This window comes from Streptodolium elevatio, from assembly GCF_053592165.1.
Map to the genome: position 1 here is coordinate 46259 of NZ_JBSFVE010000012.1, position 18315 is coordinate 64573.

General features: G+C 72.1%; 21 protein-coding genes. 17 read left to right on the forward strand and 4 right to left on the reverse strand.

All coding sequences use genetic code 11. From position 1 onward, the window contains the following. Window positions 1-704 precede the first annotated feature (704 nt). On the forward strand, window positions 705-1418 hold the full coding sequence (locus ACWD12_RS22145) for an IclR family transcriptional regulator (protein ID WP_358352529.1): 714 nt from the start codon (window positions 705-707) through the stop codon (window positions 1416-1418). Window positions 1419-1425: 7 nt separating this feature from the next. After that, window positions 1426-2193, forward strand: coding sequence for a S16 family serine protease (locus ACWD12_RS22150; RefSeq protein ID WP_450100961.1), 768 nt, complete (start codon window positions 1426-1428; stop codon window positions 2191-2193). Between the two features lie 69 nt (window positions 2194-2262). On the opposite strand, the gene ACWD12_RS22155 is transcribed toward ACWD12_RS22150, so the two are convergent. Further along, entirely contained in the window at window positions 2263-2733 is a 471-nt protein-coding gene (locus ACWD12_RS22155) for an Lrp/AsnC family transcriptional regulator (RefSeq protein WP_450100962.1), read from the reverse strand. Window positions 2734-2951: 218 nt separating this feature from the next. Here ACWD12_RS22155 and hppD point away from each other — a divergent pair, with 218 nt between their 5' ends. The 5 genes from hppD (at window position 2952) to ACWD12_RS22180 (ending at window position 8116) form a co-directional block, all read left to right on the forward strand. Further along, a complete protein-coding gene (gene hppD, locus ACWD12_RS22160; protein ID WP_450100963.1) occupies window positions 2952-4085 on the forward strand; it encodes a 4-hydroxyphenylpyruvate dioxygenase in 1134 nt (377 codons plus the stop codon). A 197-nt stretch (window positions 4086-4282) separates the two neighbouring features. Then, window positions 4283-5680 carry an FAD-binding oxidoreductase gene (locus ACWD12_RS22165; protein WP_358352537.1) on the forward strand — a complete coding sequence of 466 codons (1398 nt, stop codon included), beginning with the start codon at window positions 4283-4285 and terminating at the stop codon, window positions 5678-5680. Window positions 5681-5744: 64 nt separating this feature from the next. Next, window positions 5745-6341, forward strand: a complete 597-nt coding sequence (locus tag ACWD12_RS22170; protein WP_450100964.1) for a DUF4240 domain-containing protein — start codon at window positions 5745-5747, stop codon at window positions 6339-6341. Window positions 6342-6401: 60 nt separating this feature from the next. After that, entirely contained in the window at window positions 6402-7337 is a 936-nt protein-coding gene (locus ACWD12_RS22175) for an RDD family protein (RefSeq protein ID WP_450100965.1), read from the forward strand. Window positions 7338-7405: 68 nt separating this feature from the next. Beyond that, window positions 7406-8116: an RDD family protein gene (locus tag ACWD12_RS22180; protein WP_450100966.1), complete on the forward strand. Its 711-nt coding sequence runs from the start codon at window positions 7406-7408 to the stop codon at window positions 8114-8116. A 112-nt stretch (window positions 8117-8228) separates the two neighbouring features. Here ACWD12_RS22180 and ACWD12_RS22185 read toward each other — a convergent pair whose 3' ends face one another. Further along, window positions 8229-8474 (reverse strand): hypothetical protein, encoded by a 246-nt coding sequence (locus ACWD12_RS22185; RefSeq protein ID WP_358352544.1) that lies wholly within the window; start codon window positions 8472-8474, stop codon window positions 8229-8231. 123 nt (window positions 8475-8597) lie between these two features. Between ACWD12_RS22185 and ACWD12_RS22190 the strand changes: the two genes are divergently transcribed. Continuing rightward, window positions 8598-10547 carry an immune inhibitor A domain-containing protein gene (locus ACWD12_RS22190; protein ID WP_450100967.1) on the forward strand — a complete coding sequence of 650 codons (1950 nt, stop codon included), beginning with the start codon at window positions 8598-8600 and terminating at the stop codon, window positions 10545-10547. Between the two features lie 54 nt (window positions 10548-10601). Here the strand turns inward: ACWD12_RS22190 and ACWD12_RS22195 are convergent, their stop codons facing one another. Both ACWD12_RS22195 and ACWD12_RS22200 read right to left on the reverse strand, forming a co-directional pair. Then, window positions 10602-11231 (reverse strand): isochorismatase family protein, encoded by a 630-nt coding sequence (locus ACWD12_RS22195; RefSeq protein WP_450100968.1) that lies wholly within the window; start codon window positions 11229-11231, stop codon window positions 10602-10604. 22 nt (window positions 11232-11253) lie between these two features. Next, window positions 11254-12648, reverse strand: coding sequence for a nicotinate phosphoribosyltransferase (locus tag ACWD12_RS22200; protein WP_450100969.1), 1395 nt, complete (start codon window positions 12646-12648; stop codon window positions 11254-11256). 117 nt (window positions 12649-12765) lie between these two features. On the opposite strand from ACWD12_RS22200, the gene clpS reads away from it, so the two are divergent. The 9 genes from clpS (at window position 12766) to rph (ending at window position 18310) form a co-directional block, all read left to right on the forward strand. After that, entirely contained in the window at window positions 12766-13056 is a 291-nt protein-coding gene (gene clpS, locus ACWD12_RS22205) for an ATP-dependent Clp protease adapter ClpS (RefSeq protein ID WP_358352548.1), read from the forward strand. Window positions 13057-13076: 20 nt separating this feature from the next. Then, a complete protein-coding gene (locus ACWD12_RS22210) occupies window positions 13077-13676 on the forward strand; it encodes a DUF2017 domain-containing protein (protein WP_450100970.1) in 600 nt (199 codons plus the stop codon). Between the two features lie 26 nt (window positions 13677-13702). Further along, window positions 13703-14128 (forward strand): M67 family metallopeptidase, encoded by a 426-nt coding sequence (locus ACWD12_RS22215; protein ID WP_358352552.1) that lies wholly within the window; start codon window positions 13703-13705, stop codon window positions 14126-14128. Between the two features lie 164 nt (window positions 14129-14292). Continuing rightward, a complete protein-coding gene (locus tag ACWD12_RS22220) occupies window positions 14293-14403 on the forward strand; it encodes a putative leader peptide (RefSeq protein WP_358352595.1) in 111 nt (36 codons plus the stop codon). A 124-nt stretch (window positions 14404-14527) separates the two neighbouring features. Beyond that, on the forward strand, window positions 14528-14806 hold the full coding sequence (locus tag ACWD12_RS22225) for a MoaD family protein (protein WP_358352554.1): 279 nt from the start codon (window positions 14528-14530) through the stop codon (window positions 14804-14806). A gap of 1 nt (window position 14807) precedes the next feature. After that, window positions 14808-15758 (forward strand): PLP-dependent cysteine synthase family protein, encoded by a 951-nt coding sequence (locus ACWD12_RS22230; RefSeq protein WP_358352556.1) that lies wholly within the window; start codon window positions 14808-14810, stop codon window positions 15756-15758. Window positions 15759-15912: 154 nt separating this feature from the next. Next, complete coding sequence (murI, locus tag ACWD12_RS22235; protein WP_450100971.1) at window positions 15913-16725, forward strand: glutamate racemase; 813 nt, start codon at window positions 15913-15915, stop codon at window positions 16723-16725. Next, complete coding sequence (locus ACWD12_RS22240; protein ID WP_450100972.1) at window positions 16722-17468, forward strand: MBL fold metallo-hydrolase; 747 nt, start codon at window positions 16722-16724, stop codon at window positions 17466-17468. The genes murI and ACWD12_RS22240 overlap by 4 nt, the downstream gene beginning before the upstream one ends. A 107-nt stretch (window positions 17469-17575) precedes the next feature. Then, window positions 17576-18310, forward strand: coding sequence for a ribonuclease PH (gene rph, locus ACWD12_RS22245; RefSeq protein ID WP_450100973.1), 735 nt, complete (start codon window positions 17576-17578; stop codon window positions 18308-18310). Window positions 18311-18315 lie beyond the last annotated feature (5 nt).

Below are 18315 nucleotides of genomic sequence, written 5' to 3' on the forward strand. Positions count from 1 at the left end.
CTGACATGGTGTGCCGACACGTGGTGCGACACGCGTGGCACACCACGCCGCGGTCGGGCGACGACCCGCGGACGCCGTCCGCGGGCATCGCGCACGGCGTCGACCGGATCCGCATGTTGCGTGAGCCACCCCTTTTGCAGGCTTCCTTCGCGACTTTCCACGAGTTTGCGAAAGATCGTTTTGTAATAGGGGGTTCACACGGGGAATCTTGCAAACGATCTTGAAACGCGGGACGCTTCGCGCAGTCCACGCGCGTTGAATCGGTGCAACGGCTCCGCCTACCGGACGGTACGCGTGCCATTCGGACGTCCGGTCGTCCACATCATGAGATCAACTTCTCGTGTCGCACGTGTCACCTCGCAAGAAACTGCGACCTTTGCCCAGCTTTGAGGCTCTTTGACACTGAGATCTCGCTGAGAATCCGTCCACATTCCGGAAACTCGCTTACCTGGGGGCTGACCCCGAATTACCGTGATTGACGACGGCCGCGCCAGGGACAAGAGCCCCAGGCAGCCGACATACCGCCCGAACCTGCCCTGGCCGAGGGCGGTAGACGAGTTGTCCGCGCAACCACGACCTGGCGCCGCGCAACAGCATCGTGACCCCGGCGTCCGCCACCAGGCCGCGCCCGGAGTCGCGCCGGTGGGGACCCGGGGATTTGGTAATCCCGGGAATGCAGAGCACGCGTGCAAGGGAGGCTTCTCGTGGCCGCGGAGACATCACAGACCCTGGACCGGGGACTCAAGGTCCTCGCACAACTGGCCGACGCCCCCGAAGGGCTCACCGTGCCCGAGATCTCGGCGGCGCTCGGTGTCAACCGTACCGTCGTGTACCGCATACTCGCGACGCTCGAACAGCACGGCCTGATACGCCGCGACGCCGGGGGGCGTACGCGACTGGGCCTCGGGGCACTGCAACTCGCACGGCGCGCACACCCGTTGGTGCGCGACGCCGCCGTGCCGTGCCTGCGCCGTCTCGCCGAGGAGACCGGCGCGACCGCGCACCTGACCATCGTGGACGGCCTCGACGCGCTGGCCGTCGCGGTCGCCGAGCCGACTTGGACCGACTACCACGTGGCGTACCGCGTGGGCTCGCGCCACCCCCTCGAACAGGGTGCGGCCGGCCTGGCGATCCTCACCGCGCGCCGGGTGCGCGCCGGACTCGACCCGGCCGTGCCGTACGTGCACGTGCCCGGCGACGGCCACCGGTCGGCCCCCGGCATCGCCGCGGCGGTGCCCGCGCTGGCCGGGGTCGAGGCGAGCGTCGGAGTGCTGTCCTTCAGCGAGTTGGACAGCGAGCGGTTCGGCCCGCGGGTCGCCGAGGCGGCCCTCGAACTGGCCGAGACGCTGGGCGGCGGCCCCAAGGTGCCGGCGCCCCGCGAGGAGGAGGCGGTGCCGGACGAGAGCGCGCTGATTTAATCTCCGGGTGGCCCGTTCCAAGCGCAACCTCGTCCTGTCGGTCCTGCTCGTCGTGATCCTCGGCGTGTTCAGCTTTGCCGTACCGCTGCCGTACACGCTGGTCATCCCCGGCGACACGGCCGACACCCTCGGCACCGACAACGGGGTGCCGGTGATCCAGATCGAGGGCGCGACGCCGCAGCCGACCGACGGCAAGCTGCTGCTGGTCACCATCCGGGCCACCGACCCGGACGAAAAGCTGTACCTCTCCGACCTGTTCGACGCGTGGTTCGACGACGACGAGGCCGTGGTGCCCAAGAAGTCGGTCTACGCCGAGGGCAAGTCGAAGAAGGAGATCATCGCCGACAACACGAAGGAGATGGTCGAGTCCCAGGACCACGCCGCCATCGCCGCGCTGAACCATCTGGGCCTCGACCCGAACCAGGTCAAGGTCAAGCTCAACCTCGCGGACGTGGGCGGACCCAGCGCGGGCCTGATGTTCTCGCTCGGCATCGTCGACCAGCTCGGCACGCAGAACCTCACCGGCGGCAGGATCATCGCGGGGACCGGCACCATCGACGACGCCGGCAAGGTCGGGCCCATCGGCGGCGTCGAGCTGAAGACGAAGGCCGCCAAGCGCGACGGCGCGGTCGCGTTCCTGCTGCCGAAGCAGGAGTGCGACAAGGCCAAGGAGGTCGCCCCCGGAGGCCTGCGGCTCATCCCGGTCGAGACCCTGAACGGCGCGGTCGACGCCCTGATGGCCTTTCAGGCGGGTGGCAAGGTCCCGTCCTGCTGAGGACCGGGCCCTGCGGGTGCCCTGTCCGGCCCAGGCCCCGGGCAGCCCGACGGCTCCGGCCGCGCGCCGTCAGTCCTCCGTGACCGCGGCCTCGACCAACGGCAGTACCCGGTAGGGCACCGGGTTCTCCAGCGCGATGGCCGTCGACGCGCGCAGGATGCCCTCGAACTCCACCACGTGGTCGATCACCCGCTGCAGGTCGGCGTTCGACCGGGCGACCAGCCGGCACAGCATGTCGCCGCGCCCGGTGATCGTGTGCAGCTCCAGCACTTCCGGGATCGACGCGAGGTATGCGCGGACGTCGGGCCCCCGGCCCTGCCGGATCTCCAGCGTCGCGAACGCCGTCACGGCGTACCCCAGCGCCGCCGGGTCCAGGTGCGGCCCGAAGCCGCGCACCACCCCGCGGGCGTGCAGCCGGTCGAGGCGCGCCTGCACGGTGCCGCGCGCGACGCCGAGCCGCCGCGAGCACTCCAGGACGCCGATGCGGGGCTCCTCGTCGAGCAACCGGATCAGCGCGGCGTCGAGGCCGTCGATGGCCACAGTCCCCTCCCTCTGGTCAGGGTGTACAGAAATCCCGCCGACTCCCCAGTCTGACTGTACATATTGCCCAGCGAAATCGTCACCTGTTGCGCAACTTGCCAGGTGGGGAGACGCTGCAAGGAGAGGCACGGTCCGTCTCGCCGACGGCGTGCGCCCGTGCGTACGTGCCCCGCACCTGTCCGACCGAACCTGTTCACCCGATCGACCCGGGAGTCGTCATGACCGAGATGCTGCACCGCGCCGAGGCCGGGAACACCGCTCAGGACCCTTTCCCCGTGCTCGGGATGGACGCGGTCGTCTTCGCCGTCGGCAACGCGCGCCAGGCGGCCCACTGGTACTCGACCGCCTTCGGGTTCCGCTGCGTCGCCTACTCGGGACCGGAGACCGGCAACCGCGACAGCGTCTCGTACGTCCTGGAGTCCGGTGACGCGCGCTTCGTCGTCACCGCGCCGCTGCACCCCGACACCGATCTGGCCCGGCACGTCGCCGAGCACGGCGACGGCGTCGTCGACCTCGCGATCGCGGTGCCGGACGCGCGGGCCGCGTACGCCTTCGCCACCGGCCACGGCGGGACCGGCGTCGAGGAGCCGGTCGAACTGCGCGACGACAACGGCACGGTGGTGCGGTCGGCGATCGCGACGTACGGCGTCACCCGCCACTCGCTGGTCGACCGGCACGACTACGCCGGCCCGTACCTTCCCGGATACACCGCGCGCGGGCCGCTCGCCCCCGCCCCCGACAAGCCGTGGATCACCGGCATCGACCACTGCGTCGGCAACGTCGAACTCGGCCGGATGAACGAGTGGGTGGAGTTCTACCACCAGGTCATGGGCTTCACGAACATGCGCGAGTTCGTCGGCGACGACATCGCCACCGAGTACTCCGCGCTCATGTCCAAGGTCGTCGCCGACGGCACGCGCAAGGTCAAGTTCCCGATCAACGAGCCCGCGGTCGCGAAGAAGAAGTCGCAGATCGACGAGTACCTGGAGTTCTACGGCGGGCCCGGCGTCCAGCACATCGCCCTGGCCACCGACGACATCGTGGCCACGGTGAGCGCGATGCGCGACGCGGGGGTGGAGTTCCTGGCGACGCCCGACACGTACTACGACACCCTCGGCGAGTGGGTCGGCGAGACCCATGTGCCCGTCGACACGCTGCGCGACCTGAAGATCCTCGCGGACCGCGACGAGGACGGCTACCTGCTGCAGATCTTCACCAAGCCGGTGCAGGACCGCCCGACGGTGTTCTTCGAGATCATCGAGCGGCACGGCTCGCAGGGCTTCGGGCTGGGCAACTTCAAGGCGCTGTTCGAGGCCATCGAGCGCGAGCAGGAGAAGCGCGGCAACCTCTGATCCCGCGTAGTTCCCGTCAGGAGACCGGCCGTTCGTCGCCCGAGCGGCCGGTCTCTTCGCGTACGCCGTCCGCAGGCTCCGTTCGCAGGTCCCGCTCGCGGGGCTTGAACACAGGGCTCGAACACAGGGCTCGAACGCAGGTGTCCCGGCCCCGGGCGTCCCCGGCACCTGCCGTGTCCCGGCGCTACCCTGCGGTTATGGCGGAGGTGGCGGATATGCGCGGTCCCGAGGACACGATCGCCGCGTTGCGGGACGGGTTGCCGGACGGAGTGCTGGTCACCGACCCCGACGTGGCGGCCTCGTACGCGCACGACATGGCGAATCTGTGCGCCGCCGGACGTCCCGCGGCGGTGGTGCTGGCCGAGACGGTCGAGCAGGTGCAGCATGTGATGCGGGTCGCCACGCGGCTGCGCGTACCCGTTGTGCCGCAGGGCGCCCGCACCGGCCTGTCGGGCGGGGCCAACGCGGTCGACGGCTGCATCCTGCTGTCGCTGGTCCGGATGGACCGCATCCTGGAGATCGACCCGGTGGACCGGGTCGCGGTCGTCGAACCCGGCGTCGTCAACGCCGATCTGTCCAAGGCCGCGGGGGAGTTCGGGCTGACGTACCCGCCCGACCCGTCGAGCTGGGAGACCTGCACGATCGGCGGGAACATCGGCACGGGGGCGGGCGGCCTGTGCTGCGTCAAGTACGGCGTGACCGCCGAGTACGTCCTCGGCCTCGACGTCGTCCTCGCCGACGGCGAACTGCTGCGCACGGGGCGGCGTACCGCGAAGGGCGTCGCCGGATACGACCTGACACGCCTGTTCGTGGGCGCCGAGGGCACCCTCGGGGTGGTCGTACGCGCGACCCTCGCGCTCCGCCCCACCCCGCCGCCCGCGCTCGCCCTCGTCGCGCAGTTCGACAGCACCGCCGCCGTGGGGCGCGCGGTCGCGGCCGTCACCGCCGCGGGGCACGTCCCGTCGCTCATGGAGCTGATGGACGCGACCACGGTGCGGGCCGTCAACGACCTGGCCAACATGGGCCTGCCGGCGCAGACCGCGGCGCTGCTGATGGTCGCCGTGGACACGCCCGACCCCGGCCCCGAACTCGCCGCCATCGGACGGCTGTGCGAGGAGGCCGGCGCGTTCGAGGTGCTGGCCGCCGACGACGCCGAGCAGTCGGCGATGTTCCTGGCCGCCCGCCGCCTCGCCCTCCCGGCGTTGGAACGGCTCGGCACCGGCATGATCGACGACGTCGCGGTGCCGCGCTCGCGCCTGGCCGACATGCTGGACGGCGTCGCCCGGATCGCCGAGGAGCACGACACCGTCATCGGTGTGTGCGCGCACGCGGGCGACGGCAACACCCACCCCATCGTGATCTTCGACGCCGCCGACCCGGCCGCCGCGGAACGCGCGTCCGCCGCGTTCGGCGCGATCATGGGCCTCGGTCTCGCGCTGGGCGGGACCATCACCGGCGAACACGGCGTCGGTTCCCTGAAGCGCGACTGGCTCGCCCGCGAACTGGGCCCGGTGGGGGTACGCGTCCACCAGGCCGTCAAAGCCGCCTTCGACCCCCTGGGCATCCTCAACCCGGGCAAGGTCATCGCTTCCTGACGGTTCGTCAGCTTCGGAGCGTCGCCGCCGCGGGCGCCGGAGGCGCCTGGCACAGTGCGGGCTCATGGACATCGATCGGTTCTGGGCCATCGTCGAGGACGCCCGCACGGCGGCGCGCGAGAGCGGCGTGCCGGTGCACGAGGTGCTCGTGGACCGGCTCTCGGAGCTGTCCGTACCGGAGATCCTGGCGTACGGGGTGCGCTACGACGAGGCCCACGACGCGGTCTACCGCTGGGACATGTGGGCCGCGGCGTACCTGATCTTCGGCGGCTGCTCCGACGACGGCTTCGTCGACTTCCGCGCCGGGCTGATCGCCGCAGGCCGCACCTGGTACGAACGGGCCGCCGCCGATCCGGACTGTCTCGCCGGCCACCCCGACGCGGCCGAGCGGTCGGGCGCACTCCTCGAAGAGGTGTTCGCGCAGGAGGAGGTCGGCTACGCCGCCGCCGTGGCGTACGAACGGGTCACCGGCGACCTGGACGGTTTCCACGCCGCACTGGAGCGCCACGAGGAGGAGGCGGGCGCCGGTGCGGGCGCCGCCGAGGCCGGGGGCGACGTGGGCGACGTGGGCGACGACTCCATGGGCGAGTACTTCCGCTTCGACGACGACGAGATGCGCCGCAGATCGCCTCGCCTCGCTGCGTTGTTCGTGCGTGGTTGAGCGCCGGGCCGGGGTTGTTGCCGTGCGCGGGGGAGCGGGCGTGCGGCAAGATGCTGGGCCATGGCGACGCCTCACTCCTCGATACCGGTCGCGGGCTGGTATCCCGATCCCGAGCACGACGGATACGTGCGCTATTGGGACGGTGCGGCCTGGGATCCGGAATCGAGCCGGCCGAGCGCCGACTTCGAGCAGGCGCACGGTCGAATCATCCAGGGCGAGGTCATCGCGGCCGAGTCGGTGCCGTTCGACCACCTGGCGCCGGAGGAGGCCGCACGCCCGGCCGGCGGACCGCAGAGCGGACCGGCCCACGGCGACGTGCCGTTCATCCCCCCGCCCCGGCAGGAGTTGTTCCCGCAGCCCCGCTGGCGGCCCGCGGTCCTGTCCCGCAGGTTCCTCGCGCGGCTCGTGGATCTGGTCGTGCCCCTCGGCGTCGGCGCCGGGGTCGCGGCCGTCATGGTCCCGCCGGCCGTCGAGCACGTGCGGGACAAGATGGACCGGGTGCGCTACGAGGGCCGCACCGAGACCGTGTGGCTGGTCGACGGCACCACCACGGCCGCCGCGCTGGGCGTCCTGGGGGCCGTGCTGGCCGCGATGTTCCTGTACGAGGTGCTCCCCACCTGGCGCTGGGGCCGTTCGCTCGGCAAACGGGTGTTCGGGCTGCGTGTCGCGGACGTGGGTACGCACGCCCCGCCGACGTTCCGTCAGTCCACGGTGCGGTGGCTCGTGTTCGTGGTCCCGGGACTGCTCCTGGTGGGCGTCGTGGGCCTGGTGCGCGGCGCGCTGGACGCGCCCGCGCGGCGGATGTGGCACGACCAGGCGGCCCGCACGTTCGTGGGCGGGGAGAGCGAGCGACGCGCGGCGGCCTCGGGCGGCGGCCCGAGCGGCCCGGCCGGCGGTTCACGCGGCGCCTCACGCGGCGCGGCGGGCAACGGTGCGGCGCGCGGCCGCGCGGCGAGTGCCGCCACCGCGGGCGGGCGGCGCCGGGCGCGCCGGTGACGACGCGCCATGCCCTCAAATGGGCTATTTGCACAAAAACGTACTAACCATCGCTTCTACTGGTCGCCATGAGCACCAGCGAACCCCCGGAGCCCCCGGACTCCTTCCGGAAGGATCCCGCCGGCCAGGATCCCGCCGGCCAGGATCCGGCCGGCCAGGACCCGTTCGGGCAGGGCGCGGGCCAGGACCGGCCGGGGCAGCCGCCGTACGGCCAGGAGCCGCCCGGGCAGCAGCCGCCGTACGGCCGACCGCCGGGCGAGCAGCCTCCGGGCGGCACGTACGGGCAGCCGCCGTACGGCCAGATGCCGCCTCCGCCTGGCGGCTACGACACCGGCTTCAACGCCGGCCCCGTGCTCGCGGGCAGCGGACGCCGCTTCCTCGCGCGCCTCGTCGATCTGCTGGTGTACCTCGCCTTCAGCTGCGCGATCGGCCTCGCGTTCGTCGGCACCGACCCCGACGACGTCGACTTCGGCAAGCAGGCCGGGGCGGGCGCCGTGGCCACGGTCCTGTACTTCCTGTACGAGGGCTTCATGCTCAACAACAACGGCCAGACGCTCGGCAAGATGGCGACCAAGATCCGCGTGGTCCGGGTCGCCGACGGCGGCCCCGTCCAGGGTTCGCCGGCCTGGACGCGAGCGGGCGTGTTCGCGCTGCCGCTCGTCGTGCCGTGCGCCGGCATCGTCTTCTTCGTGGTGAACTGCCTGTGGCACCTGTGGGACCAGCCGTGGCAGCAGTGCCTGCACGACAAGGCCGCGAAGACCACAGTGATCCGCGTCTGACGTGCGGCCCCGAACGCGGGTGTGCCGGGCCACTCCCAACGTGGCCCGGCACCGCGCCTTTCCCTGGTGGCTCCCTCGGGCGGCTTCGGGCCCCGGGGGACGCGACAGAGCCCTAACGCCGGCGGTCCGACGGCGTACGGCCCGATCCCGTCCCGTGGCTCCTGCGGCGCACTGCCCTCGACCGGACCGGAGCCCGGGTCAGATGCAGGACAGTCGCCGTCCCGAGCACGACCCCGAGCAGTGCCGCGACCGCGGCGCCGCCCGGAGACCGGGTTCCGGAGAGCACGAGGAACAACGCGGTCGCGGTGACTGCGACCAGCGCTCCAAACGACAGATGGGTGATGTCGAGTCGGTTCACGGCCGGCCCACCTCCCCGCCTTGGCCGGGGCCTCATGGCCCGGGTCCTCGGGCCACGGTACTCCGTCCCCCGTAGGCGTTCCCACCGGAAGCTGTCGGCGAACACCGCGAACACGGAGCTGCCATGGGTGACTTGAGCAATCTCCCGGGGAACGGAAGGACGCACCGAGGGGTGCGCCCGGCCGCCGCCCTGGCCGTCGCGGGGCTGGCCTGCTGCCTTCTCGCGGGTACCGGACAGGGCCCGGGCGCCGCCACGGCGGCCGGCTCGGCGGAGAGCCCCGCTCCCGCTCCCGCCCGTGCCCCCGCGCTGGGCGACGACCTGCCCGGCCCCTTCGCCGAGTCCCGCCGCACACAGCGCGACGCGGCCGTCTCCTCCGTCGTGACCGCGTCCCAGAGCCTCGGCAGGGGACCGCACAGCGCGCCCGATGTCGTCGAGCTCCCGAAGGGTCCGAAAGTCCAACTCCGACCGCCCTCGCACGCCCGGGTGTTCGTGATCCTGGTCGAGTTCGGCGACCGCGTCGCCCGGGCCGCCGACCAGGGCGGCGGGGCGGCCGCGCCCCCCGAACAGCCCGGCACCGACCCGGAACAGCCCGGCAGCGAACCGGCGCCCGGCGGCCTGCCCGGACCGCGGCACGCCACGATTCCGGAACCGGACCGCAGCCTCGACACCACGACCGTCTGGCACCCGACGTTCGACCGCGGGTACTTCCACGAGATCTTCTTCGGCGACGGCTCGCACGGGCCCTCACTCGCCACGCACTACCGCGCCCAGTCCTCCGGCCGCATGGAGATCGACGGCAACGTCACCGACTGGGTGCGCGTGCCGTGGAACGAGGCCCGCTACGGCAACAACAACTGCGGCTCCCAGGTCTGCACCAACGCGTGGGACCTGGTCCGCGACGCCATGAACGAGTGGGCCGGCAGTCTCTCCGCCCACGGCCTGTCCACCCGTCAGATCTCCGACGCACTCGCGCCCTTCGACCTCTGGGACCGCGACGACCACGACCGCGACGGGGTGTTCGACGAACCGGACGGCTACATCGACCACCTGGAGATCGTGAAGGCCGGCGTGGACGAGGCCGCGGGCGGCGGAGCGCAGGGCGCCGACGCCCTGTGGTCGCACCGCTGGTACGCGTACGGCGACCAGGCCGGACGGACCGGCCCGCCCGGCAACCTCGCGGGCGGCACCCGGGTCGGCGGCACCGGCATGTGGGCCGGCGACTACACCCTCCAGGCCGAGAACGGCGGACTGGGCGTCATCGCCCACGAGTTCGGCCACGATCTGGGTCTCCCGGACCTCTACGACCGGCGCGACGCACTCAGCGGCTCCCCGGTCGGCTTCTGGTCCCTCATGGGCCTGGGCGGCTACCTGGGCGACGGCGGCACGGGCGGCGTCGGCAACTCGCCCGGCTCGCTGTCCGCCTGGGACCGCCTGCAACTGGGCTGGCTCGACTGGATGATCGCCGACCCCAAGACCGCCACCACGACGATGCTGGCGCCGCTCCAGTCCACCGGCGATCCGCAGGCCGTCCTGATCCCGCTGCCCGCCCGCAAGGGCAGTACGAAACCGCGCTGGTACGTCGTCGAGAACCGGCAGTACGCCGGCACCGACGCCGTCCTGCGTACCGGCCCCTACGACGGCCAGGCCGGGACCGAAGGCTCCAGCCACTTCCCGTACGGCTCCGGCGTCATGGTGTGGCTCTGGGACGCCTCCTACGCCGACAACGACGTCGCCGACCACCCCGGGCAGGGCCTGATCCTGCCCGTCGACGCCCACCCCGATCCGCTCATGGTCGACGGCGGTACGCCCGCGCGTGGTCGCCTGGCCACCTTCGACGCGCCCTTCACCGCCGCCGAGGAGCGGACCGACCCCGTGCTGATCGGCTCGTCCGGCCGGCGTACGACGCTCGGCGCCCGCCCCGGCACGCCCGCCTTCGACGACCGGTCCACGGCCTATTGGTCCTCGCGCGCACCCCTGGCCGGGGTCAAGGTGGCGGCCGCCGGGGTGCGCGTCGAAGTCGAGGGCAAGGCCCGCACCGGCGAAGCGGTCCGTGTCACCGTCAAACCGAGCTGACCGGCCCCGGCCCGCGGCCGCCGCGCCCCGCCGTCCGCTCACGCGCCCGTCCGCTCACGCGACGACAGGATGTCCCACCAACTCGATTCCCGCGTCGCGCATTTCGTCCACGGCCCGCCGCGTCGTCGGGGCCGCGACGCCTGCCGTCATCGCCAGCAGCACGCGCGTCCCGAACCCCTCGCGGGCGGCGTCCAGCGCGGTCGCCCGCACGCAGTGGTCCGTCGCGATGCCGACGACGTCGACGTCCGTGACCCCGCGCGCCCGCAGCCAGTCCGCGAGCGACGAGCCGTCGTCGGCCGCGCCCTCGAAGCCGCTGTACGCCGCCGCGTGGGCGCCCTTGGAGAAAACCTCCTCGACCTCGCCCCGCTCGACGGCGGGGGCGAACGCCGGGTGGAACGCCGCGCCCGGCGTGCCCGCCACGCAGTGCACCGGCCAACTGCCCACGTAGTCGGGGGAGTCCGAGAAGTGCGCGCCCGGGTCGACGTGGTGGTCCCGGGTCGCCACCACGTGCGCGTACGCCGTCGCGCCGCCCGGCACGTGCGCCGGGTCCGGTGGCTGCTCGGCCGCGTCGTGCGCGACATGGTCGCGGATCGCCTCGGCGACCCCGGCGCCGCCGCCGACGGCGAGGCTGCCGCCTTCGCAGAAGTCGTTCTGCACGTCGACGACGATCAGTGCGCGGGTCATGGTGCGGGCTCCTCTCGGGAGATCACTCGTAGATGGTCGGCAGGACCGGCTCGCCGCGGGACAATTGCGTCGCGGACAGCGGCAGTTCCGCGCGGGAGCGCTCGTGCCGCTCACGCGCCTCGGCGAGCGGCTCGCGGCCCACGGTCTCGCCGCCGAGGACCAGCGGCACGAGCAGTTCGCGCAGCTCCGGGCCGACCGGCCCGGTCTCGCCGGTGCGCAGCACCTCGGCCTCGGCGACGCCGTCCGCGTCGTACGCGCGCAGCGCCGTCTTCCGCCCGCCGTGGCTCGGCTTGCCCGGGGACTTCTTGGCCACCGCCACCAGCGGCGCGTCCGGCTCGTCGGAGGCGGCGCGGGCGACCAGCTTGTAGACGAGGGACGCGGTCGGGTGGCCGCTGCCGGTCACCAACTGCGTGCCCACGCCGTACGCGTCCACCGGCGCCGCACGCAACGCGGCGATCGCGTACTCGTCGAGGTCGCTGGTCACCACGATGCGCGTCTTGGCGGCGCCGAGGTCGTCGAGCTGGCGGCGCACCCGGTGGGCGAGCAGCAGCAGGTCGCCGGAGTCCAGGCGCACCGCGCCCAGTTCGGGCCCGGCCAGCTCGACCGCGGTGCGGACCGCCTCCGCCACGTCGTACGTGTCGACCAGCAGCGTGGTGTCCTTGCCCAGCGCCGCGATCTGGGCCGCGAAGGCGTCGCGCTCGCCGTCGTGCAGCAGCGTGAAGGAGTGCGCGCTCGTGCCCACGGTCGGGATCCCGTACGCCTGCCCGGCCCGCAGGTTGGACGTGCTGGCGAACCCGGCGATGTACGCCGCCCGCGCCGCGGCCACCGCCGCCTCCTCGTGCGTGCGCCGGGACCCCATCTCGATGCACGGCCGCCCGGCGGACGCGGAGGTCATCCGGGACGCCGCCGCGGCCACCGCGCAGTCGTGGTTGAGCACCGACAGGATCAGTGTCTCCAGCAGCACGGCCTCGGCGAAGGTGCCCTCCACGACGAGGATCGGCGAGCCGGGGAACCAGCACTCGCCTTCCGGGTAGCCGTACAGGTTCCCGCGGAAGCGGTAGTCGGCCAGCCAGTCGAGGGTCGCCTGCCCCACCACCTGGTTCTCGGCGAGGTAGGCGAGCGTCTCGTCGTCGAACCGGAACGCCTCGACGGCGTCGAGGAGGCGGCCGGTCCCGGCCACCACGCCGTAGCGGCGGCCTTCGGGCAGGCGCCGGGCGAAGACCTCGAACACCGAGTGCCGGTGCGCCGCGCCGCTGCGCAGCGCGGCCTCGACCATGGTCAGCTCGTAGTGGTCGGTGAGCAGCGCGGTGCCGCCGGTGCCGGCGCCACCGGCGGCCCGGGCGGTGCCCGCAGTTGTCCCCGCAGCTGCCCCCGGAGTCGTCCCCGCTGTTGTCGCGGCATTCCCCATCGCGTTCATACGAGCGAGCATAGCACCACTACTCGTCAGACTGACGATTAGTCGGCGGCGTTTCGCCGCCGGAGGTCCCGCGGGGCACGTTCGCCACGGCCAACCGCTGATGGGAGCATGGGGCCCATGAGTGTCGCGCCCGTCGAGGTCGAGAAGCCGGAGTCGGACGAGGAGGTCCTTCCCGACACACCTTGGGTCTGCATTGTGTGGAACGACCCCATCAACCTCATGTCGTACGTGACGTATGTCTTCCAGAGCTACTTCGGCTACACCAAGAAGAAGGCCGAGAAGCTCATGCTCGACGTGCACAACAAAGGCCGTGCCGTCGTCTCCTCGGGCACCCGCGAGGAGATGGAGCGCGACGTCAACGCCATGCACGGGTACGGCCTTTGGGCGACCGTCCAGCACGACAAGTGACCACCGGGAGAACCTGAGCAGTGAACGGCCATTTCGTACGCGGGCGCACGGGCCGACCCGAGATCGTCCTCGACGAGCTGCACGGCCAACTGCTGGCCGACCTCTGCCGCCAGGTGATCGAACTGGTCGAGCCCAAGGCGGGGCCCGGCGAGCCCGAAGGCGACCAGCTCGCCCGCGAGCTGGGGCTCGACGGCCTGGACTGGAGCGGCCTGGACGGCGGCGAGGCCGAGGCCGCCCCGCGGGCCGCGCCCGACGACCCGGTGCTGGCCCGGCTGCTGCCCGACGCGTACCGCGACGACCCGGACGCCGCCTCGGAGTTCCGCCGCTACACCGAGAACGACCTGCGGCTGCGCAAGTGCGACAACGCCCGCACGGTACGCGCCGACATCGCCGCGTCCGGCGCCGAAGGGCACATGGTCCTGGACGAGCGGCACGCGCAGGCGTGGCTCGGCGCCCTCAACGACCTGCGGCTCGCACTGGGCACCAACCTCGGGGTGACCGAGGACCTGGACGCCTTCGCCGAGAGCCTGGAGCCGGACGACCCGCGGCTCGCGATGCTCGCGGTCTACCACTGGCTCGGCATGCTCCAGGAGTCGCTGGTGGAGTCGCTGACGCCGTGACGCGCCCGCGTGCGTACCCTCGACGCATGCTGACGATCACCACCGAACTGCGCGACCAGATCGTCGCGCACGCCCGCGCCGACCACCCCGACGAGGCGTGCGGCGTCGTCGCCGGACCCGAGGGCACCGACCGCCCCGAGCGCTTCATCCCGATGCTCAACGCGGCCCGCTCGCCCACGTTCTACGAGTTCGACTCGGGCGACCTGCTGGCGCTGTACCGCGAGATGGACGACCGCGACGAGGTGCCGGTGGTCATCTACCACTCGCATACCGCGACCGAGGCGTACCCGTCGCGCACGGACGTGTCGTACGCCTCCGAGCCGTTCGCCCACTACGTGCTGGTCTCCACGCGCGAGACGGGCAACCACGACGGGCCCTACGAGTTCCGCTCGTTCCGGATCGTGGACGGCGAGATCACCGAGGAAGACGTCAGGTTCGTCGACGCGTACTGAGCGCCGCCCGCCGCGGCCGATTGGCAGCATGTGGGGGATTGGCCACAATTTGTCACCACGTGACGTCTCGACATGCGAAACAGTGCGTTCCAACATACGAGCCACCCTCGGAACGGCCGCAGCGGAATGGCTAGCATGACGATATGCGTTACGCAGGCATGGACATGACGACCACGGGCCCGGGCACCGCCCCCGGCACGCTCTTGGTCGCGCGCCTGCACGTCGACCTAGGCCGACTGTCCAGCGCACTCTGTCGCGCCCTGCCACCGGGCTGACCCAGGCCGCCGCCCGCGCAACCCGCGACCGGCCCGCACCGGCAGCCCCCAGCCCGTCGCGCATCCGGCCGTGCCGGAGCGACCCCTTGCCTGCACTCACGTACCCGCATTCTTGGAGCGCCCCATGGCCATCGAGGTCCGCATCCCGACCATCCTCCGCGACTACACCGGCGGCGCGAAGGCCGTCGAGGGATCCGGCAAGTCCATCGACGAGCTGATCAACGACCTGGAATCCCGGCACGCCGGCATCCGCAACCGCCTCGTCGAGGAGGACGGGACCCTGCGGCGCTTCGTCAACGTCTACCTCAACGACGAGGACATCCGCTTCATCGACGGCATCTCCTCCACGCTCGACGACGGCGACACCGTCACGATCCTCCCCGCCGTGGCCGGCGGCGCCTGACATGCGCTACGACTCGCTGATCGACGCGGTCGGCCGCACCCCGCTGGTCGGCCTGCCGCGTCTGTCGCCGTCGCCCGAGGTCCGCATCTGGGCCAAGCTGGAGGACCGCAACCCCACCGGCTCCGTCAAGGACCGCCCGGCGCTGCACATGATCGAGGCCGCCGAACGCGACGGCCTGCTCACCCCCGGCTGCACCATCCTGGAGCCCACCAGCGGCAACACCGGCATCTCGCTGGCGATGGCCGCCCGCCTCAAGGGCTACAAGATCGTCTGCGTGATGCCGGAGAACACCTCCGACGAACGCCGCGAACTGCTGCGCATGTGGGGCGCCGAGATCATCTCCTCGCCCGCCGCGGGCGGCTCCAACACCGCCGTGCGCGTCGCCAAGGAACTGGCCGCCGAGCACCCCGACTGGGTCATGCTCTACCAGTACGGCAACCCCGCGAACCCGGACGCGCACTACACCACCACCGGCCCCGAGCTGCTGGAGGACCTGCCGACGATCACCCACTTCGTGGCGGGCCTCGGCACCACCGGCACCCTCATGGGCGTCGGCCGCTACCTGCGCGAGAAGGTCCCCGGCGTGCAGATCGTCGCCGCCGAGCCGCGCTACGACGACGTCGTCTACGGCCTGCGCAACCTCGACGAGGGCTTCATCCCCGAGCTGTACGACGGCGACGTGCTCACCACCCGCTTCTCGGTCGGCTCCACGGACGCGGTCCGGCGCACCCGCGAACTCCTCGAACACGAGGGCATCTTCGCGGGCGTCTCCACCGGCGCCGCGCTGCACGCCGCACTCGGCGTCGCCCGCAAGGCCGTCAAGGCGGGGGAGCGCGCGGACATCGCCTTTGTCATCGCCGACGGCGGGTGGAAATACCTGTCCACCGGCATCTACACCGCCGCGACCACCGAAGAGGCCATCGAGCGCCTGCACGGCCAGCTCTGGGCCTGAGCGCAGCCGGGACCCGCGAGGGCCGGCACCCGGCACGCCTCCGGGGTACGCCACCGGGCCCGTACGCCGTCCGCGTACGGGCCCCGGGTGATTCCCGACACAGCGGGGGTGAGCCCTCCGGAGAACGGGCCGGGCGGAACGTACCCTCCTGTATGTGGCAGATCTGAGCGACGCACCCATCGGCATCTTCGACAGCTCCTTCGGGGGGCTGACCGTCGCGCGCGCGGTGCTCGACCAACTGCCCCACGAGCCGATCCTCTACCTCGGCGACACCGCCCGGCAGCCCTACGGCCCGCGGCCCATCGCAGAGGTCCGCGCGTACGCCCTCGAATGCCTCGACCGCCTCGTCGACCAGGGCGTCAAAGCCCTCGTCATCGCCTGCAACAGCGCCAGCGCCGCGATGCTGCGCGACGCCCGCGAGCGCTACCGACTGCCCGTCATCGAGGTGATCCACCCGGCCACCCGCCGCGCCGCCGCGGCCACCCGCAACGGCCGGGTCGGCGTCATCAGCACCGCGGCGACCAAGCAGTCCATGGCCTACGAGGACGCCTTCGCCGCCGCCCCGCACATCACCGTCACCTCCCAGGCGTGCCCCCGCTTCGTGGAGTTCGTGGAAGCCGGCACCACCGGCGGCGACGAACTCCTCAAAGCCGCACACGAGTACCTGGACCCGCTCACCGAGGCCGAGGTCGACACCCTCATCCTCGGCTGCACGCACTACCCGCTGCTCACCGGTGTCATCAGCTATGTCATGGGCGAGAACGTCACCCTGATCACCAGCAGCGAGGAAACGGCCAAGGACGTCTACAAGGTCCTGGCCGCGAACCGGCTCATGCGCGACCCCGACCTCCCCGAGCCCGAACACCGCTTCCTGACCACCGGCAACCCCGCCCAGTTCCGGGAGATCGGCCGACGGTTCCTGGGCCCGGAACTCACCCACGTAGACGCCCTGGGGGCGACCGTATGAAACTCACCGTCGTCGGATGCGCGGGCAGTTATCCGGCCCCCGACTCGCCGTGCTCGTGCTACCTCGTCGAGGCGGACGGCGTACGCGTGCTCCTGGACCTCGGCAGCGGCGCCCTCGGCAGCCTCCAGCACCACACCGACCTCGGCGCGATCGACGCCGTGGTCCTGTCCCACCTGCACGCGGACCACTGCCTCGACCTGTGCGCCTACTTCGTGTACCGCAACTACCACCCCGAGGGCCGCCTGCCGCTGCTGCCGGTCTGGGGGCCGGAGGGGACCGCGGCCCGGCTCTCGCGCGCGTACGACATAGCCGGGGAACCCGGCCTCACCGAGGCGTTCTCCTTCCACGACGTCCGCCCCGGCGTCTTCGAGATCGGGCCGTTCCGGTTCACCGCCGGACACGTCAACCACCCCGTCGAGTCCTTCGCGTACCGCATCGAGGCCGACGGCACCAACCTCGTCTACTCCGGCGACACCGGCGACAGCGACACCCTCGTCGAACTCGCCCGCGACACCGAACTGCTGCTGTGCGAGGCCTCGTTCGTCGACGGCCGCGACACCTACCCCGACGTGCACCTGAACGGCCGCGAGGCCGGCGAGCACGCCGAACGGGCGGGCGCCAGGCGGCTGGTGCTCACCCACATCCCGGAGTGGACGGACGGCGAGCACAACCTCGCGGACGCCCGCAAGGCGTACTCCGGCACCGCCGACCTCGCCCGACCCGGGGCCGTCTACGAGGTGTGACGCGGCCGTGGGCCGGCGCGGCGCACGATCGGGCCGCGTCGCCGGCAGCCCCCGAGCGGCCGGACCTTCGGGCCGGACCCGGCAAGGCCACGGCCTAGGCTGAGGGCATGTCACGAGCAGACGGCCGTACCCCCGAACAGCTTCGCCCGATCGCCTTCCACCGCGGATGGCTCGACCACGCCGAGGGCTCCGTCCTCGTCGAATTCGGCCGCACACGCGTGCTGGTCGCCGCGTCCGTCACCGAAGGCGTCCCGCGCTGGCGCAAGGGCAGCGGACTCGGCTGGGTCACCGCCGAATACTCGATGCTGCCGCGCGCCACCCACTCGCGCAGCGACCGCGAGTCGGTCAAGGGCCGCATCGGCGGCCGCACCCACGAGATCTCCCGGCTGATCGGCCGCTCGCTGCGCGCGGTCATCGACTACAAGGCACTCGGCGAGACCACCATCCAGCTCGACTGCGACGTGCTGCAGGCGGACGGCGGCACACGCACGGCCGCCATCACCGGCGCGTACGTCGCCCTCGCCGACGCCGTCGCCTGGGGCCGCCGCAACAAGCTCGTGAAGGCCAAGTCCGAGCCGCTGACCGGGACGGTCGCCGCGGTCAGCGTCGGCATCATCGACGGCATCCCGATGCTCGATCTCCCGTACGAGGAAGACGTGCGCGCCGAGACCGACATGAACATCGTCTGCACCGGCGACGGACGCTTCGTCGAGGTGCAGGGCACCGCCGAAGGCGAGCCCTTCGACCGCGACCTGCTCAACCGGCTGCTGGACCTGGGCGCGGCGGGCTGCGCCGAACTCGCGCTGCTCCAGCAGATCGCGCTGGAGGAAACCGCCGACTGAGCGGA